The 26,593-nt window shown below is 50.9% G+C and carries 23 protein-coding genes and 4 pseudogenes; 19 read left to right on the forward strand and 8 right to left on the reverse strand.

What is annotated here, in order from left to right; all coding sequences use genetic code 11:
- Positions 1-79 precede the first annotated feature (79 nt).
- From PVOR_RS05525 to PVOR_RS05545, 5 genes and pseudogenes are all read left to right on the forward strand, one after another.
- Entirely contained in the window at positions 80-847 is a 768-nt protein-coding gene (locus PVOR_RS05525) for a hypothetical protein (RefSeq protein WP_006208116.1), read from the forward strand.
- 224 nt (positions 848-1,071) lie between these two features.
- Positions 1,072-1,845 (forward strand): MerR family transcriptional regulator, encoded by a 774-nt coding sequence (locus PVOR_RS05530; RefSeq protein ID WP_006208117.1) that lies wholly within the window; start codon positions 1,072-1,074, stop codon positions 1,843-1,845.
- A gap of 237 nt (positions 1,846-2,082) precedes the next feature.
- Positions 2,083-3,508, forward strand: a pseudogene (locus PVOR_RS05535) (alanine/glycine:cation symporter family protein).
- Positions 3,509-3,634: 126 nt separating this feature from the next.
- Complete coding sequence (locus tag PVOR_RS31365) at positions 3,635-3,853, forward strand: hypothetical protein (protein WP_006208118.1); 219 nt, start codon at positions 3,635-3,637, stop codon at positions 3,851-3,853.
- Positions 3,831-4,700, forward strand: a complete 870-nt coding sequence (locus PVOR_RS05545; protein WP_006208119.1) for an anti sigma factor C-terminal domain-containing protein — start codon at positions 3,831-3,833, stop codon at positions 4,698-4,700. Before PVOR_RS31365 ends, PVOR_RS05545 begins: the two co-directional genes overlap by 23 nt.
- Positions 4,701-4,805: 105 nt before the next feature.
- Here PVOR_RS05545 and PVOR_RS05550 read toward each other — a convergent pair whose 3' ends face one another.
- The 3 genes from PVOR_RS05550 to PVOR_RS05560 form a co-directional block, all read right to left on the reverse strand.
- Complete coding sequence (locus PVOR_RS05550; RefSeq protein ID WP_006208120.1) at positions 4,806-5,321, reverse strand: DinB family protein; 516 nt, start codon at positions 5,319-5,321, stop codon at positions 4,806-4,808.
- 77 nt (positions 5,322-5,398) lie between these two features.
- Complete coding sequence (locus tag PVOR_RS05555; protein WP_006208121.1) at positions 5,399-6,004, reverse strand: class I SAM-dependent methyltransferase; 606 nt, start codon at positions 6,002-6,004, stop codon at positions 5,399-5,401.
- Positions 5,997-7,412, reverse strand: coding sequence for an NAD-dependent malic enzyme (locus tag PVOR_RS05560; protein ID WP_006208122.1), 1,416 nt, complete (start codon positions 7,410-7,412; stop codon positions 5,997-5,999). The genes PVOR_RS05555 and PVOR_RS05560 overlap by 8 nt, the downstream gene beginning before the upstream one ends.
- 204 nt (positions 7,413-7,616) lie before the next feature.
- On the opposite strand from PVOR_RS05560, the gene PVOR_RS05565 reads away from it, so the two are divergent.
- From PVOR_RS05565 to PVOR_RS05575, 3 genes are all read left to right on the forward strand, one after another.
- Complete coding sequence (locus tag PVOR_RS05565; protein WP_040680245.1) at positions 7,617-7,916, forward strand: hypothetical protein; 300 nt, start codon at positions 7,617-7,619, stop codon at positions 7,914-7,916.
- 379 nt (positions 7,917-8,295) lie between these two features.
- Positions 8,296-9,333 carry a lytic polysaccharide monooxygenase gene (locus PVOR_RS05570; protein ID WP_006208124.1) on the forward strand — a complete coding sequence of 346 codons (1,038 nt, stop codon included), beginning with the start codon at positions 8,296-8,298 and terminating at the stop codon, positions 9,331-9,333.
- 145 nt (positions 9,334-9,478) lie between these two features.
- The gene (locus PVOR_RS05575) at positions 9,479-10,708 is read left to right on the forward strand and encodes a sensor histidine kinase (protein ID WP_006208125.1); all 1,230 of its coding nucleotides are present in this window, start codon (positions 9,479-9,481) and stop codon (positions 10,706-10,708) included.
- A 106-nt stretch (positions 10,709-10,814) separates the two neighbouring features.
- On the opposite strand, the pseudogene PVOR_RS05580 reads toward PVOR_RS05575, so the two are convergent.
- Positions 10,815-11,578 (reverse strand): annotated as a pseudogene (locus PVOR_RS05580) (DeoR/GlpR family DNA-binding transcription regulator).
- Positions 11,579-11,941: 363 nt separating this feature from the next.
- Between PVOR_RS05580 and PVOR_RS05585 the strand changes: the two are divergent.
- From PVOR_RS05585 to PVOR_RS05610, 6 genes and pseudogenes are all read left to right on the forward strand, one after another.
- Positions 11,942-12,998, forward strand: a pseudogene (locus PVOR_RS05585) (ABC transporter ATP-binding protein).
- A complete protein-coding gene (locus PVOR_RS05590; protein ID WP_006208128.1) occupies positions 12,991-13,869 on the forward strand; it encodes a carbohydrate ABC transporter permease in 879 nt (292 codons plus the stop codon). Before PVOR_RS05585 ends, PVOR_RS05590 begins: the two are co-directional and overlap by 8 nt.
- Before the next feature lie 31 nt (positions 13,870-13,900).
- Entirely contained in the window at positions 13,901-14,734 is an 834-nt protein-coding gene (locus tag PVOR_RS05595; protein ID WP_006208129.1) for a carbohydrate ABC transporter permease, read from the forward strand.
- 62 nt (positions 14,735-14,796) lie between these two features.
- Entirely contained in the window at positions 14,797-16,110 is a 1,314-nt protein-coding gene (locus tag PVOR_RS05600) for an ABC transporter substrate-binding protein (protein WP_006208130.1), read from the forward strand.
- Positions 16,111-16,135: 25 nt separating this feature from the next.
- Positions 16,136-16,903: a glycerophosphodiester phosphodiesterase family protein gene (locus tag PVOR_RS05605; RefSeq protein ID WP_006208131.1), complete on the forward strand. Its 768-nt coding sequence runs from the start codon at positions 16,136-16,138 to the stop codon at positions 16,901-16,903.
- Positions 16,900-18,120, forward strand: coding sequence for a sn-glycerol-1-phosphate dehydrogenase (locus tag PVOR_RS05610; protein ID WP_006208132.1), 1,221 nt, complete (start codon positions 16,900-16,902; stop codon positions 18,118-18,120). The genes PVOR_RS05605 and PVOR_RS05610 overlap by 4 nt, the downstream gene beginning before the upstream one ends.
- A 96-nt stretch (positions 18,121-18,216) precedes the next feature.
- Here PVOR_RS05610 and PVOR_RS31370 read toward each other — a convergent pair whose 3' ends face one another.
- From PVOR_RS31370 to PVOR_RS05620, 3 genes are all read right to left on the reverse strand, one after another.
- On the reverse strand, positions 18,217-18,387 hold the full coding sequence (locus PVOR_RS31370) for a hypothetical protein (RefSeq protein WP_006208134.1): 171 nt from the start codon (positions 18,385-18,387) through the stop codon (positions 18,217-18,219).
- On the reverse strand, positions 18,384-18,548 hold the full coding sequence (locus PVOR_RS31375) for a hypothetical protein (RefSeq protein WP_006208135.1): 165 nt from the start codon (positions 18,546-18,548) through the stop codon (positions 18,384-18,386). The genes PVOR_RS31370 and PVOR_RS31375 overlap by 4 nt, the downstream gene beginning before the upstream one ends.
- A 148-nt stretch (positions 18,549-18,696) precedes the next feature.
- Complete coding sequence (locus tag PVOR_RS05620) at positions 18,697-19,410, reverse strand: RNA polymerase sigma factor (protein WP_006208136.1); 714 nt, start codon at positions 19,408-19,410, stop codon at positions 18,697-18,699.
- A 207-nt stretch (positions 19,411-19,617) separates the two neighbouring features.
- On the opposite strand from PVOR_RS05620, the gene PVOR_RS05625 reads away from it, so the two are divergent.
- The 3 genes from PVOR_RS05625 (at position 19,618) to PVOR_RS05635 (ending at position 22,677) form a co-directional block, all read left to right on the forward strand.
- Entirely contained in the window at positions 19,618-20,838 is a 1,221-nt protein-coding gene (locus PVOR_RS05625) for an ABC transporter substrate-binding protein (RefSeq protein WP_006208137.1), read from the forward strand.
- Positions 20,839-20,992: 154 nt separating this feature from the next.
- On the forward strand, positions 20,993-21,859 hold the full coding sequence (locus tag PVOR_RS05630) for a carbohydrate ABC transporter permease (protein WP_006208138.1): 867 nt from the start codon (positions 20,993-20,995) through the stop codon (positions 21,857-21,859).
- Positions 21,859-22,677 (forward strand): carbohydrate ABC transporter permease, encoded by an 819-nt coding sequence (locus tag PVOR_RS05635; RefSeq protein ID WP_006208139.1) that lies wholly within the window; start codon positions 21,859-21,861, stop codon positions 22,675-22,677. Before PVOR_RS05630 ends, PVOR_RS05635 begins: the two co-directional genes overlap by 1 nt.
- Before the next feature lie 99 nt (positions 22,678-22,776).
- On the opposite strand, the pseudogene PVOR_RS05640 reads toward PVOR_RS05635, so the two are convergent.
- Positions 22,777-24,241 (reverse strand): annotated as a pseudogene (locus tag PVOR_RS05640) (carboxylesterase/lipase family protein).
- Between the two features lie 267 nt (positions 24,242-24,508).
- Between PVOR_RS05640 and PVOR_RS05645 the strand changes: the two are divergent.
- A complete protein-coding gene (locus PVOR_RS05645) occupies positions 24,509-25,507 on the forward strand; it encodes a Gfo/Idh/MocA family protein (RefSeq protein WP_006208140.1) in 999 nt (332 codons plus the stop codon).
- A complete protein-coding gene (locus tag PVOR_RS05650) occupies positions 25,504-26,499 on the forward strand; it encodes a Gfo/Idh/MocA family protein (RefSeq protein WP_006208141.1) in 996 nt (331 codons plus the stop codon). Before PVOR_RS05645 ends, PVOR_RS05650 begins: the two co-directional genes overlap by 4 nt.
- Positions 26,500-26,593: the final 94 nt, after the last annotated feature.

The raw sequence follows: 26,593 nt of genomic DNA on the forward strand, positions 1-26,593 counted from the left end.
TCCCCTAAGTTTTACTTTCAGCTTCCTTCTCTATACTTCAAATGGTAAGACAAACTATAACCCTGAAGGAGAGATTACGATGAATCCGATAAGTAAAAAAGTATTAGTGGGCAGCATGGCGGCAGCGATTGTGCTGGGAGGAGCCGGATATCTGCAGAGCAAGACCTACGCCGCGGCAAGCACGGACACTTCCGCCTCGGTTACTGAGGAAGGGCAGACAGGCACATCTGATTCCGTAAAGAAATGGGAGGGTAAGCGGATGGATCATAAGGGAGGAGGTCCCCGCGGAGGCAACATCTTGAAAGAAACGGCTGAGCTGCTCGGACTGACCGAGGCCGAGATCCGAACGGCGCTTGAAGGCGGCAGTACATTTGCCGAGATTGCCGAAGGTAAAGGGATGACGAAAGCTGTATTGGTACAGAAGCTGACCGATCTGGAGACCGCCAAGATTGAGGAACGTCTGAGCGAAGGCAGTATTACGGAAACCGAAGCAGCCGAGTGGAAGGAGGGGCTAAGTGCCCGTCTGGAGCAAATGGTGGCGAGCAGTGATCCCGGTTTTGGGATGAAAGGTCATGGCAGAGGGGGGCATGGCTTCGGGAAATTCGGTAATCCGGAGGAAATAGCCGCCCTGCTCGGTATAACGGAGGACGAGCTCAAGGCAGGCATGGAAGATGGTAAATCGTTGGTCGAGCTGGCTGCCACCAAGGGAATTACAGAGGAGCAGCTGCTGCAAAAGCTGAAAGATCAAATGACCGAGCCCTTGAAGCAGTGGATTAACGAGAAGCATACGGACGCGGATAAATCAGGAGCTGCTGCTAAAACCGATACCGAAGATGAAGCGGTATAACAATGTATCATTTGCTTGAACCAGGTGCAGTTACGTTAAGATAATGGATGCTGCCCCGCCGCTATTCATGATAGAGGTCGCCCGCTATCCTATGGGGCGAGTTTTCAGTCAGTCCTCCACCTTGTGTGGGGGACTTTTTGGTTTGGTCCTGAATTTTTTTCGCGAATTGTGTTGACCTTAACGTTACGTGAAGGTGTACAGTGGTGTTGTCAGGAGGTGAAACCATGGAATACACGGTGCAGAAGCTTGGGAAGTTGGCAGGAATCAGTACCCGGACGCTTCGGTATTACGATGAGATTGGCATTCTGAAGCCGGCCAGGATCAACTCGTCGGGATATCGGATTTATGGGCAGGAGGAGGTCGATCAATTGCAGCAGATCCTATTTTACCGGGAGCTCGGGCTTCATCTGGACGGTATCAAAGAAATTCTGACCTCGCCATCCTTCAACAGATCCCGGGCGCTCCAGGAACACCATGCACAGCTTCTGGACAAAAGAAAGCAATTGGATATGCTGATTACCAATGTGGAGAACACGATCGCCTCCACGGAAGGGAGAATGACCATGAGTGACCAAGAGAAATTCGAAGGATTCAAACAGAGGTTGATTGAGGACAATGAGCAGAAATACGGTAAGGAAATTCGCGCGAAGTATGGCGAAGAGACTGTGAATAAATCGAATGCCAAGCTGAAAAATATGACGCAGGCACAGCATGATGAGGTGACGCGCCTCGCGGAGGAGCTGTACGAGACGCTGGCCGAAGCGTTCAAGCAAGGCGATCCGGCCAGCGATCTGGCGCAGAAGGCAGCCGGTCTTCACAAGCAGTGGCTCACTTATTATTGGAACGATTACAGCAAGGAAGCCCATGCCGGCCTTGCTCAGATGTATGTCGACGATGAGCGCTTTACGGCCCATTACGATGAGAAGCATCCCGGAACTGCGGAGTTCCTTCGGGATGCGATTCTGATCTATACGGGCGCAAAACCTCCATCCATATAAGGCAAGCTGAAGAGAGTTGCCCTGCTCTGATTGCAAGTCCCTCTCACTGTTGTTAACACGCAGTGGAGAGGGACTTCTCTTATATGGAAGGCCAAGAAGAACCTGCGCTGTTCATCAAACCCCTGATTTCCACAATTAACCTCTTGTATTTGAGGGGGAAGTAATGGTTAGATGAAAATTGGACTATTTTTCACAAACCTACACCATGGGTGATGACTTATATAGCGAGGGTAGAATATGGATCAAATTGTACAGCATGCCGTTAATATCTTTAATGATTTTCTCTGGTCTAAACTGCTCATCGTATTGCTGATTGCGGTTGGCCTGTATTTCACGGTGGGGACCAGATTCCTGCAGTTTCGTTTGATCGGTGAAATGCTCCGGGTAATCCGCGAACCCAAAAGTAAAACAAAGGGCAGTATTTCGCCCTTTCAGGCATTTGCCATCAGTATGGCGGCGCGTGTCGGGACAGGGAATATTACGGGGGTTGCTCTGGCCATCTCCCTTGGCGGCCCCGGGGCAGTGTTCTGGATGTGGATTATTGCGATTATCGGGTCAGCCTCAAGCTTTATCGAGAGCACGCTGGCTCAGATTTATAAAGTAAAGGACGGAGCGGGCGGTTATCGTGGCGGTCCGGCCTATTACATGGAGCAAGGATTGAAGAAACGGTGGATGGGTGTGCTGTTTGCAATCCTGATCACGTTATCATTCGGCCTTGTCTTTAACGCGGTTCAATCCAATACCATTACGATTGCCTTCGAGAATTCATTTGGCGCGGATCGTTTAACCATTGGGATCATCATGGCGGTTATATTTGCGGCGATCATCGTTGGCGGAGTGAAGCGGATTGCCAAAATGTCGGAGCTGATCGTTGTTGTATTGGCCGTGGTTTATGTCGGTGCGGCGCTCTTTATCGTACTAGCCAACATTACCAAACTGCCGGAAGTGTTAGTTCTTATTGTCAAAAGCGCGTTCGGCTATGAGCAAATCGCTGGCGGGACTATCGGTGCGGCGCTGCTGAACGGAATCAAAAGAGGCCTGTTCTCCAACGAAGCGGGAATGGGGAGTGCACCGAACGCCGCAGCAACCGCAACGACAAGCCATCCTGCGAAGCAAGGGCTGGTGCAGGCGCTTGGTGTGCTGATCGATACGTCTGGTTATATGTACAAGCACGGCCTTCATTATTCTCTTCACCGGTGCGTACAAGCAGACCGGGCTTGACGGGATCGCGCTGACGCAGGCTGCCCTGGGTATGGAGATGGGAGCGTGGGCGTCCGACTTCCTGGCGATTATGATCTTCCTGTTTGCGTTCAGTACGCTGATCGGCAATTATTACTACGGGGAGACCAACATCGAATTTTTGAAGTCGAACCGGGCTTGGGTTTGGATCTATCGGGTAGCCGTGCTGGCTATGGTCATTTTTGGTTCGGTTACAAGCGTGAAGCTGGTGTGGGATCTGGCGGATTTATTTATGGGATTGATGGTCATCGTAAACCTTGTGGCGATCACACTCCTTTCCCGGAAGGCCTTCGCTGCGCTTAAGGACTACTTGAAGCAGAAGCGGGCAGGTCTGGATCCTGTCTTCACCAAGGACAGCATTCCAGGGCTCCATGATGTAGAGTGCTGGGATGGACAGAACATGTCGTCCTCTGAAGCGCAATAATAGATGAATGAATGTGGAATCGTCATGGCAGCAGCATTTGTTGCGGCTGTGACGATTTTTTTATTTTTAACTGTAACAATTGCGCGTTCAAACCGTTGTCTAGGTGAGAAGGGGAGGCGTAGAAGTATGCGCAATGATGAGGATCAGGAGAAGCAAGTGCTCCGGAACGGGGATTTCGAGGATGAACAGCCCGAGTGGAGCGAGAAGAAGTTTAACCGGATGGTGTGGCGGACGCGCGTGAGGCTGTTGTCGAATGCGGTGGGAGCGCTGCTGCTGTTCTATCTTTTGTACGTGCTGTATTTGTCGCTCAGTCAGATATTTTTTGTATACCCCGGAGAGGAATGATACGTTTATCCGGTCTGTTATCACGGCGGTAGAGCTGCATGGAAACGGCGTTAAGGTGGAGAAAACGGGTCTTCCGAATGTTGAGGTTACGCCCCTCCTGACCCAGAAGGCAACGCTGAAGTTATATAGAGATATCGGGGGATGGCAAGTCATTACCGGTGAGGTTCGAGCTGAGCAGCCATTGTTTGGCGAGTTGACGTATTCCGTTGAAGATACCGGGGCTTATCTGAATAGTGACAGTGATGTGCAGGGGGCATTTATTCTGCCTTCATCGATTATGTCTGAACAAACGACGCCGCCTGATCAACAGCGCAAGGAGGAGGGGATCGAGCAATTAGGCAGAATGGATGACGGAAATGTAGCGGATATGTCATTTTCAACGATGACTTTAATGCAGCCCGAGCAGCTGCTGAAACTTCTGGAAGGTTATGACCTGGCCGTGACGGGAATGCCCGTATATGCTGGAGAGCTTAAGGAATTCGAGGTTGGTTCAAACATTGCCGGTGGCAAAGCCTATTATGTTCCGTACCTCACCCTGCGGCCCCTGTACGCGTTCGAGGAGGACAATCGACTGTCTATGTGGGGGCTCTATTTTACAGCTGAGGATGTAGGCAAGATGTCGGAGCATACTGCGAATATGATCTCCGACCTCAAATGGCTGACCGAGAGCATTCAATACAACGGTGTGGACATAGACAAACAGCGGCTGGCATATTTGAAGAAACATGGGGTTCAGGTTTACGGCGCTACCGTGACGGGACCTGTGCGGGAGCTGGAGAAGCTGAAGGAGCAGCCGCAATTCCGGGAATTCCGCTTGGGCCGCATCGAGGTTTGGAATTGGGATTAGGTTCGAAAACGATAAAGAAGAGGCCTTTATAGAGGGCCTCCTCTTTTTGTTTATGTAGATACGTGAAGCAGCCAAGATGACGAAGAATCTTGCACAGGTCTTACATTACGTTAAATATTTATCCCGGAGAATATTCAGGTGGTGAAGCTCATGACCTGCAATGACGTAAGCGGCAGCGCGGGCGGAGAGGGGGTAATTGTTGAACGTGCCCTCGCGCAGCAGCGCTTCCTCCGTCAAACTTCCCATGAGCGTAATGCTGGACTGCCTGACAGCGGCGTAATCTTTAAGGGCTTCTCTCAACGGAAGACTGCCGAAGGGAGAATTCCGGACAAAAATTTCGCGGTCATAACCCGAGAATTCACGGGCATCCCCCCGCGCAATGTAGAGGATGCGGTAGTTCCACAAGCGCTCAACATCGGCGATGTGCCCAACCACCTGTTTTAAGCTCCATTTGCCTTCTGCATACTTGTAATTGGCTTGTTCTTCCGTCAGATCGCTGAGCGATTTTAACGTTTCATCATGCTGCTGCTGCAAAATCTCCGTTATGCTGCCCTCAGGGACCAGAGAGACGTACGGTTCAGCGAGGGGCAAATACTCATGAGAATCAGGCCTTGTATTCATAACAAGTTCCTCCAGATCAATTAATAAGGGCTCACGTTAAAACTATGCAGACAGGTTCAAATGAATGAATGAAAAGGTCAGGTTGCTTGCGCCCAGATCAGGTGGATAATGCCGTTCCAGTAGCGTTCTGTCTTAACGACCTTCAGCGCCGAGGCATCCACGATCTCGATCATATCCCGATTATAATGACAGCCGGATATCCGCCGTGCCGCCGGATTGAGCAGATGCTGCGCATAGCCGAGCAGCCGGTTCGTGCTCATGCCATGCTCCAGCAGGTAAATGCGGCCGCCGGGTTTCGCCCAGCGGTTGATTTGATTGAGTGCTTTGACCGGATCTTTATAACCGCACAATGAAAGGGTAGAGACCACGCAGTCAAAAGATCGTTCCGGAAGCTCCAGCGTCTCGATGTCCTGCTCCTGGAAAGTCACCTGGATGCCAAGTTCAGAGGCCATCTGCCGTGCCCGGCTTAACATCTCGGGACTGAAATCGACTGCCGTTACGTCCACCTTGCTTCTATTATAAAAGGGGAAGTTGGCACCGGCGCCAACAGCGACTTCAAGCACATGTCCCTCGACATCCTGAAGAAGCCGTTGTCTCCATTCACCGAGGCTGCGCTGTCTTGTATTCCTCTCATATCGAGCAGCCTGCTTGTTGAACTTACGGATGAGGGAATTCTTATTCACGCGGGATTCTCCGGGCCACGCCGGTTTTGACGGCGGCTTTTACGACAAGATCACGTATGGCTTTTACAACGTTCTGGTTGAAGACACTAGGAATGATATAGGATGGGTTGCGTTCCTCGTCCGATACGGCCGATGCAATGGCTTCGGCAGCTGCCAGCTTCATTTCCTCATTAATCGTGGTCGCTCTGCAGTCAAGAGCAGCACGGAAAATACCCGGGAAGCAGAGGACATTATTAATTTGGTTCGGATAATCCGAACGCCCGGTTGCGATCACCCCGACGATATCTTCCACCTCTTCGGGTCTGATCTCCGGCGTAGGGTTTGCCATTGCAAACACAATCGGATTCTCGGCCATGGCTTGTACGTCCTCGCGGCGCAGCAGACCGCCGGCAGAGAGTCCAATGAACACGTCGGCGCCTTGAATCACCTCGCGTAAAGTACCTTCAACCTTATTCGGATTCGTATGCTCGGCATACCATTGCCACATCTTATTGCCGTATTCCTTCCCTGCAACCAGGGCGCCTTCGCGGTCGACACCGATGATGTCCTTAACGCCGGCCGACATCAGGATTTTACTGCATGCTATACCAGCCGCGCCGATGCCGCACACCACCACTCTGACGTTATCAATCGATTTGCCGACAATTTTCAGGGAATTGATGAGTGCGGCATACAGAACGACTGCTGTACCGTGCTGATCATCGTGGAATACCGGAATATCCAGCTCATCGCGCAGTCTTTGCTCAATCTCGAAGCAGCGAGGGGAGGAGATGTCCTCCAGATTAATGCCGCCAAAAGCCGGAGCCAAAGCTTTGATGCAAGCGATGATCTCTTCCGTATCCTGAGTATCCAGACAGATGGGGAAGGAGTCTACGCCGGCAAACTGCTTGAATAGCATGGATTTCCCTTCCATGACCGGCATGGCCGCATAAGGGCCGATATTTCCCAAACCGAGTACTGCGCTGCCGTCCGAAATAACAGCCACCGTATTTCTTTTAATCGTCAGTGTGAAGGCTTTTTTCGGGTCCTCCTGAATGGCTGTACACACCCGGGCAACATCTGGTGTATAGACACGGGATAGATCATCCCGGTTTTGAATTGGAATTTTGGGCTGGGTCTCGATTTTGCCGCCGAGATGCAGCAGGAATGTACGGTCTGAAACGTTGACGAGACGAACCCCTTTTAATTCCTTCACGCTATTTGTGATCTTGCCGATATCAACGCTGTCCGTTACCGTAATGGTAATATCCCGCACGGTGATGTTGCCGCTCGCCTGAATGACGTCGATAGCGACCATGTCTCCTCCAGCTTCGAATATCGCGGATGCGACCTGACCGAATTTAATCTCTTGAGTATTCATTTCCAGCCTGAGGATGATGCTTTTTCCGCCGAGTCCGTTGTTTTCCATTGCTACCTCCAAATGTTTGATCATTTTTGTAATGCCAAGGTATGTAATTGTGCAGAATGTTAACGTTATCATAGTTCGCTGAGCAGGGGGCGATTTCCTGTTTAGCAACCAAGAAACCGTGATATATATAAGAAGAATTTATTGGAAAAAGACGATCGCACAAAGTATAATCGGAAGCATCATAATATGAAGGGGAGATCTGCTGTGAATGCCCGAATCGAAGAGCTTGAGAAGCGTTTAACCACCCAGCACCATAAAGACCTGTTTCTTCAGATGAAACATACACTGAAGGCAGTCGATGATTTGGCCGAACAGCACCGGGTCTACCAGGCCGTTCAGGCACTTAGTGGTACGCGTATCGTAGGGGCGGAGGAAAATGTGTATTTTGACACGTTGAATCAGGTCAAGGAACAGATTGTGCATACCCTGGAGCTTACCATTGAGGATTTGGAGCACAAAGGCGATAAACATTACAAGAAGCACTTTAAGGACGGAGTCGAATAATGCCGTTCCGTTCTGCCCGGCAGTACGAATGGACTGGATGTTTGGAACGAAAGCATGAATCCTTATGGGAGGCATGCTTTTTTTTGTGATCTTTTTCAGCAAAAAATGCGCTTTTTCATTACATAACAAGTTACATATTTATCCAATTTCATTGATATGTGTAATAAATCGTTGATTAGTATTATGGGATACCGATTCCATATGCTTTAAAATAATTATAGCACTGGTAAAGCTTGGACATTCGCTTTTTGATTATATCTCCAAGTTCAGTCAATTCAGATCGCAACACTTGTCTAAATGAAGGGAGGTGGGAAGCGCAGCCCGGAGGTTGTGGAAACGCTTTAATTATAAATTCAACATTAAGAGGAGGAAATATTGTATGACTTTAAGTTTGCCGAACAAAGCTTGGCTCAAAAATCTGATTATTGCTGGTTCCACGATGTTATTGATGGCTTTATTCATGGTTTTATTTGCAGATAAGGCTTTTGCCCACGGGTATGTCGATTCTCCGGGAAGCCGCGCCATTCTGTGTAAGCAGGGGCAAAACACCGATTGCGGGGCAATCGTGTATGAGCCGCAAAGTTTGGAAGCCCCTAAGGGCTGGCCAAACGCTGGTCCTGCTGATGGCAAAATCGCCAGTGCAGGCGGTGTGTTCCCTAAACTTGATGAGCAATCTGCAACACGCTGGAGCAAAGTAAGCATTACCCCGGGAACCAAAACGTTCCAATGGCATTTGACAGCCAACCATGCGACGGCAAGCTGGAAATACTACATCACGAAAGACGGCTGGAATCAAAATGCTCCACTGAGCAGAGCTTCCTTTGATCTGACGCCTTTCTGCTCCATTGACTACGGCGGTGCTAAACCTCCAACAAACTATGCTTCCACTTGTAACGTCCCTGCTAAATCCGGATACCATGTAATCCTGGCTGTATGGGAAGTAGCTGATACACCTAATGCTTTTTATAACGCGATCGATGTTGACTTCGGTGGCGGCGGCGGAACTCCGAATCCAGGCGTACCGGCACCGACGGGACTGACTTCCCCATCCCAAACAAGCAGTAGTGTTTCCTTGGCCTGGACAGCTTCCACAGGGGCTTCCAGCTATGAAATCTACCGTAACGGAACACTTGTGGGTACATCCACTACAACGTCTTACAACAATACAGGTTTAACTGCAGGCACGTCTTATACGTATACTGTGGTAGCTGTTAACAGCTCAGGCAGCAAATCATCCGCATCGGCACCGCTTACGGTGTCAACGTCCGGAGGCTCAACGGCCTACCCGGCTTGGAGTGCAACAGCTGTTTATACCAATGGCAATAAAGTCAGCCACAATGGCGTGAACTATGAAGCGAAATGGTGGACACAAGGTGAAACTCCTGGATCTGCCGAAGTATGGAAAGTAATCCCTTAACCAACAGTACGAGAGGATCCGGCGTCCTATGACTGCCGGATCTTTTTTTATGCAATGGCAGAAACGGCCAAACTTTACTTTTGTTATGAGAATGCTATGATATGAAGGTAAGAAGGCGGCATTTTGTTAGAACGAGAGGAGAATCATGTTAAAGACGGATTATGTTGATGTACTGACCGTAATATCCACGAAATTATATGATTCTGCAGCTAGAGTGATCCAGACTTCCAGCCGATTAATGCAGGCCAATACCTTCTGCATCGCACTGAACGACCGGCATACAACAACCGTTTTGAAATCGTTTAACCGGGAAACGATTATGCTTGAGGAAGGCTTGATCGTAGCGAACGAGGATTCCTATTGTCATCTTGTTATTGAGAAATCGGAAGGACCGCTTGTGATACCGAATAATTTGACGCATGCGTTGACCAAGGACATGGATGCCACGCGGTTTGTTGGCGGATGCTCGTTTATGGGCGTTCCGATCGTTACAAGCTCGGGCGAGATCTATGGCTCTTTGTGTGCTTTCGATCATAACTTTTACGAGTATAGCCAAGAGGATATTGATTTGCTGTTATCACTCTCGGCATTCTTTGGAGATATGCTTGAATTGGAGTCCACCATCGATGAATTGAAGCAGATGGAAGATGAGAACGACCGAATTTTGCAAGAGAAGTCAGAGCTGCTGGCCGTGATGAGTCATGAAATCCGCACTCCGATGAACGGGATTATGGGGATGTCGGCATTGCTGCAGTTGACCTCGCTTGATGAGGAGCAGAGGGAATATGTGGAGCTGATTGAGCAGAGCAGCGAATCGCTTCTCTCCATGATCGAACATATCCTGGAGTATTCCAAGGTCGAGAATACCAAGATGGAGCTGGTTATGGAGCCGTTTTACCTCCGTCCGCTGATGAAGCAGGTGACCAGCCTATTTATGAATGACGTGCAGCGTAAGGGGATCCGACTCCATGTCGTTATTGGCGATGAAGTGCCTGAGAAGGTGACAGCAGACGCCAATAAGATTAGGCAGGTGCTTATCAATTTGATCTCCAACGCCATCAAATTCACGAGTGAAGGAGAGGTTTCGGTCGCTGTTGGAATCTCTCCAGAAACGCAAGCCATCAAGATATCCGTTCGAGATACGGGAATAGGCATTCCAGTTGACCGGAGACATCGCTTGTTCAAGTCCTTCTCTCAAGCCCACCATGCTGAAGTGACCAGAGAATACACCGGAACGGGTCTTGGCCTGTCGATCTGCAAACAGCTAACCGAGCTGATGAATGGTCGAATCTGGCTGGAGGAGACTTCTGGCGAAGGAGCATGTTTTACCTTTACAATCCCTTTAATAGGCATGATGGAACCGGTAAATACATGATTTCATAATAATAAATAGGAAAGCTGCTGGCTGGCAGCAGCTTAATCAGGGCACCCATACGGGTGCTTTTTGTGTTTTTCGCAGGTGAACCAGAAGGAAACCATCCTTAAGCCCGGTATACCGTGATGCCCCGTTCTTGAAATGGCTTAATATCCGAGTCGGATGCCGAAGCGCCGGTTACAAGGGTGTGAATGGCGCTGTTGGGTGCAACGGTGTGCAGGGACAGCTTGCCAATCTTGCTGTGGTCTGTCGACAACAACGATCTACACCGGCAGCCTGAATCATGCTCTGCTTGGCCGGGACGAGCAGTGCCTCCGGGTGCATTAAGCCATACTGCGGATGAAGGGCAGGGGTCCCGATGAACGCTTTTTCCACATGCAGTGATTTCAGTACATGATCGGTGAACATGCCATTCAGCATATAACTGGACGGGTAGAGCTCCCCGCCGGTCAGAATAACCTTGATGCCTGGAGCATCGCGAAGTTCGACAGCCACGTTCATGTCGTTGGTAATGACGGTAATGTCCGAGCGGTGTACCAGATGTGTAGCAATATGAAGGGTAGTTGTCCCCGAATCAATGATGATATTCTCGCCGTCCTCCACAAGTGATGCCGCGAGCTGGCCAATCCGAATCTTCTCATCCCGATGAAAGTTGGTTCGTTCATTAAATGATGGCTCGTTATGCGTCCATTGCTCCATGATGACGCCGCCGTGCGTACGCTTTAAAGCGCCTTCCTGTTCAATCTCCGCCAGATCCCGGCGGATGGTGGCCGTATGAACGCCGAATTCCGATGCCAGTGCAGCAACCGTTGCCGTACGGTATTGTCTTACATAATCAATGATTCTTTTTTTTCGTTCATGTGCCAGCAATCGATGATATCTCCCTTCCTATTAAGACGATGAATGAATTAGATGCGTTTGTACATACAATGCGCACTTTTGCTCTTTTATGCTTATGGATTCCATGTCTCTACAGTGTACCCTCACTATGTTAACGCAATGTTAAACCCCTTGATGCTATGCGAATTTACAAAATCCGTACGAAGGCCTAACACTCCCCTAATATTGCAGATTTACAATCAAACTAAATAAAAATGAGCAAAAATGATCATTACATGTGCATTTGATGCGTATTTATTATCGAGAGCATGTAAAGGTTTTCATTTCAATGAATTTTGTTCATTATTTGCTTGTCATGATAGCATCATTACATTTTCGTGAGGGGGATCGCTCTTGGCATCTATTGAATTTGTGAAAGTAAGCAAGTGGTTTGATCGTCAACCCGTCATTCAGAATTTGGATCTAACCATTGAGGATGGCAAATTCACCGTATTGGTAGGTCCGTCAGGGTGCGGGAAAACCACGCTCCTGCGGATGATTGCGGGCATTGATCCTCAAACCTCCGGTTCCGTTCTCATCGATGGCCAGGACGTTACACGGATTGCACCGGGTAAACGTGGCGTGGCCATAGGTATTTCAGAACTATGCAATCTATCCGACCATGTCGGTCCGCGAGAATATCGAGTTCGGTCTTGTGAACAACAAGGTTCCCAAAGCGGAGCGGACACGTCTGGTAGAGACCATTGGAGAAACCGTCGGATTGAACGATTACCTGGACCGCAGGCCATCCACCTTGTCCGGCGGACAGCGGCAGCGGGTGGCTTTAGCCCGGGCGATGGTCAAGAACCCGTCGGTATTCCTAATGGATGAACCGCTGTCTAATCTGGATGCAAAACTGCGGGTTCAGATGCGGATTGAACTGATTGAGCTGCACAAGAAGCTCGGAACAACCTTTGTGTATGTGACCCATGATCAGGTAGAGGCGATGTCGATGGCCGATACCATCGTGCTTATGAACAAAGGCGTCATTCAGCAGGAGGCGCCGCCGGAGATAGTATACCGCAAGCCCAGCAATCGGTTTGCCGCACAGTTTATCGGGGTTCCTCCGATGAACATTGCGCCGCTTGGCAACGATAACACAACATTCGGCTTCCGTCCGGAGAGTGTCGTGGTTGGTACAGAGCCCGGCTCGTTTCATTATAAGGCCAAGGGTGAGATCATCACGCGTGAAATGCTGGGCGCCGAGACCATTTATCAGGTGAAAACGACGGAGGGTCAGGCATTCATGGTGAAGTGCCTGGAAGATGAGTTCCATGTGGATCAGGAGGTTTATCTCGGCGTGCCAGCCGATAAATTGTTTTTTTTCGGTGCAGACGAGAAGCGGGTCGAGGAGCAGAATGCTCGTTACCGGGAGTTCATGGAGCGGCTGAGAGGGCTGGTACATGGATAAGAAGCGAATATGGGAGGGGCTCAGACCTTATGTGCTGATCGCACCGGCGATGGCGGGCATTATGCTGTTCGTGATGTATCCGGTAGGGTATCTGATTTACTTAAGTTTGTTCAAATACAATCTGATGAACAAAGACAAGAGCAAGTTTGTCGGATGGGATAATTTCACGCAGATTCTGGGCCGCGGCGATTTCTACAAGGCGCTCTGGAACACCACCATCTATACAGCCGGCGTTGTGGTATTGACCATGCTGCTGTCTCTGCTGATTGCGGTATGGCTTAACAAAAAAAGCCGTTTCAACTCCGTCGTTCAGGCCGGGATTTTCACGCCTCATGTCGTATCCATCGTATCGATCTCGCTGGTGTGGCTGTGGCTGATGGAGCCGAATCAAGGTCTGCTTAATTATGTGTTTAAGCTGGTCGGGCTCCCGCCGTCTGCATGGCTGCAAAGCTCCAAGACAGCATTAATCTCGATTATTATCGTATCGGTCTGGCAGGCCATCGGCTACTACACGCTGATTATCGTAGCGGCCTTGCAGAGCATTTCGCCGAGCATTTATGAAGCGGCTGCGCTGGATAACGCCAGTAAGTTCAAGGTGTTTTATAAAATCACATTGCCGATGATTTCGCCACAGCTGTTTTTTATCCTGATCATCATGACGATTGGTTCCTTCAAGGTATTTGATACGGTTCAGGTGATGACAGGCGGTGGACCGAACAATGCAACAACCACGCTTGTGTACTACATATACGGCTTCCGAACGACCAATATCGGGTACTCGGCAGCAACCGGCGTTGTGCTCATGGCGATTATCGGTCTGCTGACGTTCATCTATTTCCGGCTGCTGTCCAAGAAGGTTCACTATCAATAAAGGGCGCGTCCATGCAGAAAGGAGGCACAGTTTGAAGACCTTTGAATTAAAAACCGTATGGATCCTGCTCGGCTATGTACTGAAGGCTGCGGTTCTCATGATTTTTATCTTCCCGTTTCTGTGGATGATCTCCACCTCGCTCCAGACATTCCGGGAGACGATGACGTTTCCGCCGACCTGGATTCCGGCTTCGCCGCAATGGGGCAATTTCATGGAGGCCATGAATGCCGGTCCTTTCCTGACCTATTTTAAGAACTCCGTTGTGGTTACGGGTTCCATCATCGTTCTGCAGTTCCTGATCATGATTCCGGCTGCATATGCCTTTGCCAAATACAAATTCCCTGGCAAAACCCTGCTGTTTGGCATGATTCTGCTGGCGTTCATGATTCCGGGACAGGTTACCTTCATTCCGGTGTATCTGATGATGGCGGACTGGGGCCTGGTCAAAACCTTGCTGCCGCAGATCATACCGTTCATCTCGAATGCCTTTGGCATCTTCCTGCTGCGGCAATATTTCATGCAGATCCCGGAAGAGATTATCGAAGCGGCCCGTCTTGACAACGCCAATGAATTCAAAATTATGCGGAAAATTATGATCCCCATGTCGAAGCCGGCACTTGCTACCATTGCGCTGTTCAGTTTTGTCAGTCACTGGAATGATTATTTCTGGCCGCTCGTCATGACGGATTCGGCTGCTGTCCGGCCGTTGACCTTGGGCATTGCCATGCTCCGGGAGACGGAAGGCATCAGCAACTGGCATATCATTATGGCCGGAAACGTCATTCTGGTGGTGCCTATCCTGCTTGTGTATTTGTTTTGCTCGAAGCATATCGTGAAGGCATTTGTTTATTCAGGCATTAAATAATTACAGGAAATGACAGGTTTATACAAATCATAATCGAATAATTAAATGGAGGAATGAATCGAATGAAATCCAAATGGTATTCACTGCTATCCGTCATCCTGCTGTTCAGTTTGCTTGCCGCGTGCAGTGGAGGAGGTTCCGGGGAGACCGGCGAAGCGCCGGGAGGCGGGGGCACCGAAGCTCCGTCCGGTGATAAGGGGAAGACCACGGTTCAGTTCTGGCACTCGCTCGGAGGCAAGAACGGGGAGTACATGGACGCGCTTATTCAGCGCTTCAATGCATCTCATGAAGATATTGAAGTTGTCGGCACGTTCCAGGGAAGTTATGACGAGACGGTAACCAAGCTCCAGCAGGCGATTGCCTCCGGTACCGGTCCCGATGTCAGCATGCTGGAGCGCGCCTACGTTCAGATGTTCGCCGATTCGGAGGTGCTGGAGGATCTGACGCCTTATCTTGAAGGCTCCGGCATCAGCGTCGATGATTTCACGCCGGGGCTGATGGGGCACTCCACCTTCAATGATCAATTGGTGTCACTGCCGCTGAACCGTTCCACCCCGATTTTGCATGTGAATAAAACGCTGCTGGATGAGCTGGGGCTGCAAATTCCGACCACGTGGGAGGAGATGAAGGAAGTCGCAAATGCGCTGGTTGTCAAAGAAGGTAGCGAGTATAAACGTTACGGAGTTACGATGCCTTATGACACCTGGTATCCCATTGCCATGATCTCGCAGGCGGGCGGCACCTTTTTCAATGATGACCATTCGTCGATAGGATTCGGCGATAACGGAGCCGGCGCCAAAATGTTTGGATACCTTAAAGACCTGCAAAGCACGGGCGCACTGTATTATCCGCCGGCACAGGATTCCGGCAACATTGTGAACAGCATGTTTGTGGAAGGCAAGGTCGGCATGATGTATCAATCCACGGGGTCGATCGGCGGGCTGTCCAGCACGGTGGATTTTGATTACGTGACGGCATTCCTGCCGAAGGACGAAGTGTACGCGAATCCGACCGGAGGCGCGAATGTGACAATGCTCTCTTCTTCCAAGAACAAGGAAGCGGCGTGGGAGTTCATCCGGTGGATGGAGATGGAGGAGGAAGGCGGTCTGGAATTTATTTTGCAATCGGGATACCTGCCCTTCACGAAGAAGATGGTGGAGTCGGAGAGGATGCAAGCGCTGTGGGCCAAAGAACCGAATCGCAAAGTCGCCTATGATCAGCTGGAATTTGCCGTAGATACCAATAAGGATGTGGCATGGCCAGAAATTATGCATGAGTTCTTCTCGGCTATTGAAGCGATTATGTACGACAGCAAGGATATTCCGGATACGCTGGATACCTTCAAGAAAGAGACGGAGCGGATTCTCGCCCAATAACAATCGGTAAAGGAGTGCAGGACATATGATCGAACGACTACAGGAACCATCCTGTATGATGGTGGCTGCACATCGCGGGTACAAAGCAGCTTATCCGGAAAATACGCTGCTGGCCTTTCGCAAGGCGCTTGAATTAGGTGTGGATATGCTGGAATTTGATCTCCGGCTATCACAGGACCATGAAGTGGTGGTCATCCATGATGCAACCGTTCAGCGTACGACGAGCGGTTCGGGCGCGGTTCGGGATTTTACCCTGGAGGAGCTGAAGTCTCTGGATGCGGGAGGCTGGTTCGCACATGAGTTTGAAGGGTTGAAAATTCCGACGCTTGGAGAGCTCTGCGTTCTGCTCAAGGAATATCCTGAGGTATTGTGCAACGTTGAGATTAAGCCAAGTCCCGACGCCATAGAGGCTGCTGATCGGGCCGTTGCCATACTGGGCCGATACGGATACCTGCCACGCTGTGTATTCACCTGCTTCGATGCAGAAGTTCTGACCTATATTCACGATACGTATGGTCTGAAGACGCAAGGGTTCCTCGGCGAGAAAATGTCCCATTTTGTCTCTGGCGAAGCAGGAACCTATACCAGGATGTGGGCGATCGGTGTGGAGATGTCGCTGCTTACACCAGCGCTTGTTGCCCGGTTCCAGGAACAGGGGCTGTTAGTCTGGAGCTATTGCCCGGACGAAGAGGAGGGTGTCAGGTACTCGCTGGAGTGCGGAGTTACCGGCATGACCTGCAACGACCCGCTCCCGGCCCTGGCGGTTACAGGCAAGAAGGACACTCTGATATGACCGATCTATTATCGAACATCCGAAGCTTGGCGGCAGGTTTGCCGGTCCATCATCATGCAAATCTGGATGAAGTGGATTCTGTCCGGATTCAAGCCGGAGCCCTACGCGAGGTCGCCGGTTATCTAGAGACGAAGCAATGGACGGTGGTCGTGATCGTGGTTGATGGCAATACCTATGATGCGGCTGGCCAGTCGTTGGAGAGACTGCTCACGAAATCCGCTATTCAGGTCCAGGTTACCAAGCTTTCTTCGGATCAGAAGGGGGATGTCATCGCGGATGAACCCTCCCTGATCCAGGTCATACTGGATATCCAGCAGAGCAGGGCGAAGGCTGTGCTTGCAGTTGGCGGAGGGACGATCCACGATATTAGCCGGTACGCGGCTTATACCACTGGGATTCCATTCCTCTCGATACCAACGGCCGCGTCAGTGGATGGTTTCAATTCCAAGGGAGCTCCCATCATGATCCGGGGACAGAAGAAAACCATACCGGCTATTGGGCCAAGTGCGATTTTTGCCGACGTCGATATTCTCATGTCTGCTCCCACCGAGCTTACCGCAGCTGGCTTTGGCGATATGCTGGGCAAGTATACGTCCCTGTTCGACTGGAAGTTTGGAAGCCTGGTGGCAGAGGAGCCATATTTGCAGCTTTCGGCGGACATTACGAAATTCGCGCTCAGCCAATGTGTGAGTGGGGTGGAACAGATTGCCCGGCGGAGCGAGGAGGGGGTGTGCACCTTAATGGGCGCACTCATTGAATCCGGCCTGGCTATGCTGCTGTTCGGTCAATCCCATCCGGCTTCGGGTGCTGAACATCATCTGTCCCACTACTGGGAGATGGAGTTCATCCGGCTCGGGGAGAAGCAGCTGCTGCACGGGGCTAAGGTAGGCGCTGCCAGTATTGAAATCTCGAAGCTGTATCACCGCCTCGGTGAGCAGAAACTCGGGATCGTCCCTAATGCTGCCACAGACGTTGATTCTATGGCGGAGCGCATCTCCCGTCATTGGGATGATATCAGCGAAGGGATTAAAGGGATCCCGGAACCGTCCGAGCTTGGCGATCTGATGTCAATGGTGGGCGGCCCAGCAGCCGTGTCGGAGCTCCCGATCCAGAGCGAGCTGCTGATGCGGAGCCTGCGTGAAGCCCACAAGGTTCGGTACAGCCGGTACACACTTCTTCGTGCATACAATGAACAGGATGTTTTATTCGTGGATTAAGTAAGGCTGCGAACGTTGTTAAAGAAGTAAAAGGCTGTTCCTCATAGCAGATTAATCTGCTTTGAAGGAACAGCCTTTTTTGCTCATCTGGGAAATTTATTCCGCTTGTTCTTCGCCGGGTGAAGGCCAGCCGCCCCAGAGACTGACGGTATTTCCATCCGGATCGGTGAGGCTGAAGCTGTAGCCGCCATCCGGAATATATTTCATATCGCTGACGGCTACCTTTTTATTTTGCAGGTCCTGGTATACCTCGTGAATTTCATTCACCTGCAACTTCGAACGATGGATTGAAGATTGCCTTGTGAATCCGTAAATTCCAGCCGAGGAACATCTTCTGTCTGCACAAGACCGAACCCGGCATCGCCAATGCAGAGCCAGGCCGCAGGATCTCCCGGGGTAAAAGGGAAGGTCAGCGTAACGCCGAGCACATCCTGGTACCACTTTAGCGATCACTCTACATTTTTTACAGGCCACTGAATTACAGCTATCCGGTGGGGGGTTGCTGCCATTGATTATACACTCCTTTTTTGATAGTTCTATCCTGAGGACTTCGCTATATATGCGATCTCAATTAAATTAAACGGAAGAAGAGGGTGCATAAGAAACGGGGTCCCAAAAAATTTCTGTTGTCATGGTAAGTAGATGACCGTCCAGATCACGGAAGGTAAAAAGAAGCCTCTCCCCGGCACGCTGTACCCGCTGCAGCTGAATACGCCGAGATTGCATGGACAGATAGGCGTTGGCAATGGCGTACGGATTGGCAGATTGAAAGCCGCGTATCAAGGATTCCATCCATTCCAAAGTGTCACGGCTCTCCTGATTCCGCTCGGATGGCAGGGCGTAACCATGAATTTCTCCGCTTGCCCGAATTCCCTTCAACCGTTTACGGGCCCGTTTCAATGCTTCTTTCACGGCTCCCTCGGTACTCTGTATCAGTTGGGCAGCTTCCCTGGCCGTATACGAGAAAATGTCGATCAGAATGATCAATACCGTCTGATGTGCCGTGAGTTGGGCTGCGAGCAGTTCCAGCGTCTCCCTTACCAAGAAGCGGCTCTCATGATATTCCCGATCATTGCCGGCATCGGGCAGCAGAACGGGTTTCCCGGTGTGCTTACGGTAGGAATCGATCCACGTATTCCGCGCTATCCGATACAGATAGGCTTTGGTGATGGGCCGGTCAGGGGACTGCTCAAGGGCTTTGTGAATTTTGATTAAGGATTCTTGCTGCATGCAGTAACGCCGGAGGTCCGGGAGGTAAGAGGATATGGCTTCAGAGAATGGGGATGACAAATCGGGATCACTCCTATCAGGTTCCCTATACATTCCATAACCTGTAGGCCATTTCCTGCTGGGCAGACAAGGGGACAAGGCCTCCACGGCGATGGGTCTACGGGGCCACACGGGAGGGAGCGGACGTTTACCAACAAAGCAATAAGGGTAGTAAATAGATATGGGCATTGACCTAAATTACATCAGGATAGGAAGTGGGGGCAGACCATGAAGCTTGGTAAATATATCGCTGCATGTTTGTTGACTGTATTGGTGCTGACCGCTTGCGGAGCTAAAGAGGAATCCGGACGGGTACAGGTAGAGTTTTTTCAGAATAAACCTGAGGCGAAGGGCTCTTTTGATGCACTGATTGAGAAGTTTAATTCATCCCAATCCGAGATTAAGGTGGTACAGGTAAATCCGCCGGATGCAGAGACGGTGCTTAAGACGAGAGTTGTCAAGAATGACATTCCTGACATTATCGGCATGGGTGCAACGGATACCTATTCATTGCTGGCACAGAGCGGCATCTTTATGAATTTGACAGATAACCCGCTGCTGAGTCAGGTGGATGAGACTTATGTTCAGATGCTGAAAGACGTAGCGGGCATGGACGAGGTTACGGGCATTCCATATTCCACGAACGCTAACGGCGTAATGTACAATACGGAAATTTTTAAAGAACTGGGACTTAGCGTTCCGAAGACATGGGATGAGTTATTGGCTACAGCACAGAAGGCCAAGGATGCTGGCAAAATCCCGTTCTATCTTACCTATAAAGACGATTGGCAGACGGTGCTTCCGTTCAATGCGCTGGCGTCCAACCTGGAAGGCATCGAATTTTATATGGAGCGGCGGGAAGGCACTGTAACCTTTGCCGACAAATACCAAGAGATTGCAGAGAAGCAGTTGGCGCTGATGGATTATGGTCATGGGGATAACTTCGGCAAGAATTATGCAGATGGTAACCGGGAGTTCGCCAGAGGTGAATCCGCCATGTACATCCAAGGGACCTGGGCGATTCCGGAGATTCGGAAAGCCAATCCGGATGCACCGATCGGCTTCTTTCCGCTGCCGACCGGCAACAATCCGGAAGAGAACAAGCTGATTTCGGGAGTGGACACCCTGCTGGCTATATCCGAGGATTCGAAGCATAAAGAGGAGGCCCAGCAGTTCATTCAATTTCTGTTGGAGCCTGAAAATAGCAAGCAATATATAACGGAGCAAACACTGTTCTCCACCGTTGAGGGTGTAACGCAGGACGATCCTGCCGTTGCAGAGCTGCTGCCTTACCTGGAGCGGGGGCAAGTGATAGACTTTGCCGACCATTACATACCTGCCGCAGTGCAGCTGAACTCGGTTATCCAGTCCTTTTTACAGAACCGGGACATTGATGGGTATTTGAAGAAACTGGACACCGAATGGGACAAGGTAGCAGACAGGCGCTAACAGTTGCAGCACGAGGGAATGAAGTGCGGCAACATGAGAAGAAGGGCTCCATAGGAACGTTGCCATGTTGCAATACGATCATTCCCCGGTAAGCTTCTCAAGCGAGTTTTCTGTGACATACACGATATCCAAGATGCACTGAGGAGGACCCAACATGAACAAGCGGCTTATGCCTTACTATTTGATGACCGTGCCTGCGGTGATACTGTTCTTCGTATTTCTGACACTGCCGGCGCTGCAAGGGGTGTATTACTCCTTCACGAACTGGAACGGATTCGGGGACAACTTCGATTTCATCGGATTCAAGAATTATGCGAACCTGTTCAAGGACAGCAACGTGGGCAATGCGTACTGGTTCACATTTAAATTCGCGGTGGTAGTAACGATCCTCATCAATATCTTCAGCCTGCTGATTGCCATGGGGCTTAATGCCAAAATCAAGGCGAGGAATTTCTTCAGAGGCATCTACTTCCTGCCGAATATTCTGAGTGTGCTGATTGTGGGCTACATATTCAATTACCTGTTCTCGAATGTATTCACCATTTGGGGACAAAACCTGGGGATCGAGTGGCTGTCCACCAATATTCTGGGCAGCGAGCAGCATGCCTGGATTGGTATCGTAGTCGTAGCGGTATGGCAGGGTATTGCCTATAACACGATTCTGTATCTGGCCGGGCTGCAGACTATTCCCCACACGCTGTACGAGGCTTCCAATCTGGATGGAGCCAACCGCTGGCAGGAGTTTTGGCGGATTACGTTCCCGCTGATTGCACCGTTCTTTACGATTAACATGGTGCTTGCGATGAAGAATTCCCTGATGGTGTTTGACCAGATCGTTGCCCTCACCAACGGGGGGCCGGGACGGGCGACACAGTCCATCTCCCATCTGATCTACACCGGCGGCTTCGAGGGAGGGGAGTTTGCCTATCAATCGGCTAACTCTGTGATCTATTTCATTCTGATTGCCACGATCTCGATCGTGCAAATCCGATTCCTGCAGAGAAGGGAGGGGGAGATGTAATGCGGACCAAAACCAATTGGACGGTGATGATTCTCATCACACTGGGTACCATCCTGATCCTGTTCCCGCTGTACATGACAATCACTATTGCGCTCAAAACGCCGGAGGACATGCTTACCTCCCTGTTCGGTTTGCCGAAGGAGCTTCATTTCGAGAATTTTACCAATGCGATACGAATGACCAATTTCTTCAATGCGCTGGGCAATAGCGCGATGGTAACAACGGCAACGGTGGTGCTGACGCTGTTGACCAATTCACTTGTGGCGTATGCCATCGCTCGCAATATGAATCGTAGATTCTTCAAGGGACTGTACTTCTATTTCATCAGCGCGATGTTCATTCCGTTCCCGATCATCATGCTGCCGCTGGTCAAATTGACGGCCGGGCTCCATATGACTAATCTGGTCGGGCTTACGATCCTGCATACCGTATATGCTTTGGCATTTAACGTATTTGTGTATGTGGGTTACATCAAATCCATTCCGGTTGCCTTGGAGGAAGCGGCCAGAGTGGACGGCACATCGACTTGGGGAACGTTCTGGAGAATCATATTCCCGATCATGGCACCGATCAATGCAACGGTAGGGATTCTGATCTGTCTCTCCACCTACAATGACTTCCTGCTGCCGCTGATCATCATCAGCGATACGAATTCCTACACGCTGCCGCTGGTGCAGTATATATTCCAAGGGCAGTTCAATACGGACTTCAATCTGGCCTTTGCTTCGTATCTGATGGCGATGCTGCCGATGATTATCATCTATCTGTTCGCGCAGAAGTGGATCATCAACGGCATTACGCAGGGTGCCGTAAAATAAAAAGTGAAGAATAGACGAAGACAGATGAAAAGCTGTACTCTGCGCGATTCGAGATGCGCGGAGTACAGCTTTTTGCTGCGGCAAGATGTGTGATGTATGCTATAAACCCATATTCATGCGCTTTACCGCATCCGGGTCCTCGATGATCGAGCAATCGGAGTTGAATATCATCGTTGAGCGCGACGCTGGCTCATAAGTCGGCCACGGCAGTCCCTCCGTATCCGGTGAGCCGCCCCGTGCGAAGGCAATCCATGCATCCTGCATCCGGTCGGACAAGGCCTGCGTTTGAGCATCCACCTGAACGCCGATATTCCGGAACAGCGCCAGCGTATTGAATACAAATGGAATTTCGAGTGCATGCATCGCTTTTCCGAGAATCGGGTGATTCGGCAGTGTCCAGTCGAATCGGTACATCCATACCGGTGCATGTCCGATCTGAGCTGAAGCGAACTGCAGGGCCGAACGCCAGAAATACGAGGTCGGTCATAATCTGGGCATGTCCGTCAATGGTATAAGGGTAATCCTTGGTAAGGGGAGCCGCATCGGGGATCCCGGTCATCCGTTCAACGACGTGGACCAGATCTCTCTCCTTCACCAGGGGCATGTCCGGCCGGAAGAACAAAGCGCCTTCATCGAGATTCGTTCCGATCAGGATGGGTACATCCTTGGCCGAGCCTTCCTGAACAGCTTGCAGCGGATCCTGGGGGAGTGTGTCCGGGTCCAGGACGGGCTGGAAGAGCATGCTTACACCAGGACCCACCCGCTTCTTCAGCCGTTCCCCGGCTTCGAATATTTGCTCTCCGGTGAGGGATTCCAGCCGATGCATCTCTGCTCGCGGGATATCAAGCTCCTTCAATAAACCTGCCGTAATCATCTGTGCCTCTTCCGATGTGATAACTTGGGCAGCACCGCTTTCCATGATGGCCCGGTGGAACAGCCCCTTTGCCGCAGGCATGGCCAGCAGGGCGGCAATGCTCATGCTGCCGGCTGACTCGCCGAATACTGTAACCCGATCCGGGTCTCCACCGAAGCCGCCAATATTGTCCTGCACCCACTGCAAAGCTGCGATTTGGTCCAACAAGCCGGTGTTGGAGGCATAAGATTCACCGAACGGAGCCAGATGAAGAAATCCGAGAGGGCCCAGGCGGTAATTAATGGTAACCATAATAACGCTGCCGCGGAGAACGAAGGCCGAACCGTCATAGCTTGGCAAGCTGCCAGAGCCGGTGACAAACGTACCGCCATGAATCCATACCATGACTGGCAGCGGCTCAGCAGGAGCGTTCCGGGGTGTCCACACATTGAGGTAAAGGCAATCTTCCGACACGATCTTGGTTACGCCTCCTCCAAGCATGCTTGATGTGGATTCCAACGGCTGGAGGCACATGGGGCTGAAGGCGGTGGTGTCTTTTATCCCGTCCCAAGGCTCGGGAGCTGCGGGGGCACGGAACCGAAGCGGTCCAATCGGGGGCTTCGCATACGGAATGCCTTTCCAAACACGCACTCCGTTTTCCAAAATGCCTTGAATACGCCCGTCTTTCGTCTGTACGACAAGTTCTGACATGTTCTCTCTACACCCTTTCTCTCTATTGTGCTGGATTGGAACGCATCCCAATTTCGAATTTGCAGCGCTAAGGGATGTTATTATTACTACTCACTATATACACTTTACCAAGTTAGCGGCATAAGTTCAAAAAACCTCGAATCCTGAAAAACAGGCAGGAATGTCATGTCACATGAAGAATGTAAACAGGGTGGAAAGTATTCGCGGATCGTGGATACGGCATCACCTATTGATTCAGGTCATTATAGGCATACTGGAGGGATAAGCATGAACATAGCGATATTGGGCTGTGGAACGATGGGGACGGCCTATGCGCACAATTTGGCGAAAATGCCGGGCGTAACAGTAACGGGCGTGGTCGATCTGAACGCCGAACGGGCTGAGCAGGCTGCTGCCTTGACCGGGGCGAAGGCATACACGGATGTAGATTCGCTGTTGGAGCAAAAAGATTTGGAAACGGTTGCGGTGTGTCTGCCCACCTATCTCCATAAACCGTTTGTACTGAAGTTGGCGGAAAAAGGGCTGCACGTCATCTGCGAAAAACCGGCAGCTTTAACGCTGGAGGATGCACAGGAGATGAAGGCGGCCTGCGAAAAGCACGGAGTCCGTTTGTTTATCGGACATGTCGTCCGATTCTTTCCGAACTATCAGGATGCTTATCGGAAGGCCCACTCCGGTCATATCGGAACGCCGAAGATGGCTCACTTTAAGCGGTACGGGTCCTATCCGCAGGGCATGGATTTATGGTATAACGACCCTGGCAAAAGCGGCGGCGTTATCATGGATCTCATGATTCATGACATCGATTTCGCCTGCTGGCTGTTCGGGGAGGTGGAGTCGGTATATGCTTCCATCGTTAAACGGGCCGAGCCCGAGATGGAATACGCCCAGCTGACGCTTCATTTTAAAAATAGCTCAATTGCGAGTTTAACCGGCTACTGGGGGTATCCCGGACCGTTTACGACACAGTTCGAGATTTCAGGAGATCAAGGAATCATCAGATTCGATAGCAATCAGGTGCAGTCCCTGGACATTAAACGGGTAAGCGCAGAGGCAGGGGATGGAGCAGCGGTACAGGTTCCCGCAAGTCCAAGCCTCCATCACCCTTATTATAAAGAGGTATTGCATTTCATCGAGTGTATCCGTGACGGCAGCGAGCCGCTCGTAAGCATCAAGGATGCTTGTTATGCTGTTCAAATCGCTCAAGCAGCGGAGCAATCGGCTCAGACCGGACAGCCCGTGACGATCGGAGGGACGGTTTCATGAAGAAAGTAAAAGTAGGATTTATCAGCTTCGCCCATATGCATGCAGCAAGTTATTTGTTGGGCATGCTGAAGCGGGATGATGTCGAGGTAGTCGGAATCGCGGATGAAGACGCGGAACGCGTGCGACCATACTCCGTGGATCGAGGGATTCGGTACTATGCGGATTATAACGAGCTGCTGGCAGAGGAACTGGATGCCGTCGTGATCTGTTCGGAAAATTCGCGTCATGCGGAAATCACCAAGCACGCTGCTGCAGCGGGCAAGCATGTCCTGTGCGAGAAGCCTTTAGGCTTGTCTGAATCGGAGATGCTGGAGATGATCCAAGTGTGCCAGGATAACGGTGTTCAGCTTATGACCGCTTTTCCTTGCCGTTACATTACGTCCGTACGTCAGGCCAAGGAAGCGATTGACGCCGGACAGATCGGCGATATTCTGGCCATGAAGGGGACCAACCGGGGCAGCATGCCCGGGGGCTGGTTTATTGAACGGGAGAAATCGGGTGGCGGAGCCGTATTGGATCATACCGTCCATGTCATGGATCTGATGCACTGGTTTACCGGCAGCAAAGCAGAGGAAGTCTATGCCCATGCGGAGACCCTGTTCAATGACACGGAGATTGATGATGCAGGCATGGTGCACGTCAAATTCGCGAATGGCGTTGTAGCCGTGCTGGACCCGAGCTGGTCCCGTAACCGCACCTTCCCGACCTGGGGAGATGTGACACTTGAGATTATTGGCACCAAGGGTGTGCTGAACATCGATTCCTTCGCCCAGAAGAACGACGTTTACAGCGATGTGACAGGTAAGGCCGCATGGAGCTTCTGGGGCGACGATATGGACGAAGGTCTTGTGAACAGCTTTGTGGAAAGCATCCGCGACGGCAAACCGGTTGAAATAACCGGTGAGGACGGTTACTACTCTGCCCGTGTCGCCATTGCAGCGTACGAGTCCGCAAGCACCAAGCGCACCGTCCAGCTGAAGGCGCAGGGGTAATATGGTTTGTAGATAGGGCCGTGCCTTTGTTCACGGCGCAGTCTTTGGCGCTATAAGGAGTCATTCCATTATCAGGACCGGAGTGACTTGAATA

The sequence above is a fragment of the Paenibacillus vortex V453 genome, from assembly GCF_000193415.1.
Taxonomy (GTDB): Bacteria; Bacillota; Bacilli; order Paenibacillales; family Paenibacillaceae; genus Paenibacillus_AQ; species Paenibacillus_AQ glucanolyticus.

What these genes read in the sequence shown, in the direction of transcription:
- PVOR_RS05525 (WP_006208116.1), top strand. Translation starts at nt 80, where the DNA reads ATGAATCCGATAAGTAAAAAAGTATTAGTGGGCAGCATGGCGGCAGCG.
- PVOR_RS05530 (WP_006208117.1), top strand. Translation starts at nt 1,072, where the DNA reads ATGGAATACACGGTGCAGAAGCTTGGGAAGTTGGCAGGAATCAGTACC.
- PVOR_RS31365 (WP_006208118.1), top strand. Translation starts at nt 3,635, where the DNA reads ATGCGCAATGATGAGGATCAGGAGAAGCAAGTGCTCCGGAACGGGGAT.
- PVOR_RS05550 (WP_006208120.1), bottom strand. Translation starts at nt 5,321, where the DNA reads ATGAATACAAGGCCTGATTCTCATGAGTATTTGCCCCTCGCTGAACCG.
- PVOR_RS05560 (WP_006208122.1), bottom strand. Translation starts at nt 7,412, where the DNA reads ATGGAAAACAACGGACTCGGCGGAAAAAGCATCATCCTCAGGCTGGAA.
- PVOR_RS05570 (WP_006208124.1), top strand. Translation starts at nt 8,296, where the DNA reads ATGACTTTAAGTTTGCCGAACAAAGCTTGGCTCAAAAATCTGATTATT.
- PVOR_RS05575 (WP_006208125.1), top strand. Translation starts at nt 9,479, where the DNA reads ATGTTAAAGACGGATTATGTTGATGTACTGACCGTAATATCCACGAAA.
- PVOR_RS05590 (WP_006208128.1), top strand. Translation starts at nt 12,991, where the DNA reads ATGGATAAGAAGCGAATATGGGAGGGGCTCAGACCTTATGTGCTGATC.
- PVOR_RS05600 (WP_006208130.1), top strand. Translation starts at nt 14,797, where the DNA reads ATGAAATCCAAATGGTATTCACTGCTATCCGTCATCCTGCTGTTCAGT.
- PVOR_RS05605 (WP_006208131.1), top strand. Translation starts at nt 16,136, where the DNA reads ATGATCGAACGACTACAGGAACCATCCTGTATGATGGTGGCTGCACAT.
- PVOR_RS05610 (WP_006208132.1), top strand. Translation starts at nt 16,900, where the DNA reads ATGACCGATCTATTATCGAACATCCGAAGCTTGGCGGCAGGTTTGCCG.
- PVOR_RS05625 (WP_006208137.1), top strand. Translation starts at nt 19,618, where the DNA reads ATGAAGCTTGGTAAATATATCGCTGCATGTTTGTTGACTGTATTGGTG.
- PVOR_RS05630 (WP_006208138.1), top strand. Translation starts at nt 20,993, where the DNA reads ATGAACAAGCGGCTTATGCCTTACTATTTGATGACCGTGCCTGCGGTG.
- PVOR_RS05635 (WP_006208139.1), top strand. Translation starts at nt 21,859, where the DNA reads ATGCGGACCAAAACCAATTGGACGGTGATGATTCTCATCACACTGGGT.
- PVOR_RS05645 (WP_006208140.1), top strand. Translation starts at nt 24,509, where the DNA reads ATGAACATAGCGATATTGGGCTGTGGAACGATGGGGACGGCCTATGCG.
- PVOR_RS05650 (WP_006208141.1), top strand. Translation starts at nt 25,504, where the DNA reads ATGAAGAAAGTAAAAGTAGGATTTATCAGCTTCGCCCATATGCATGCA.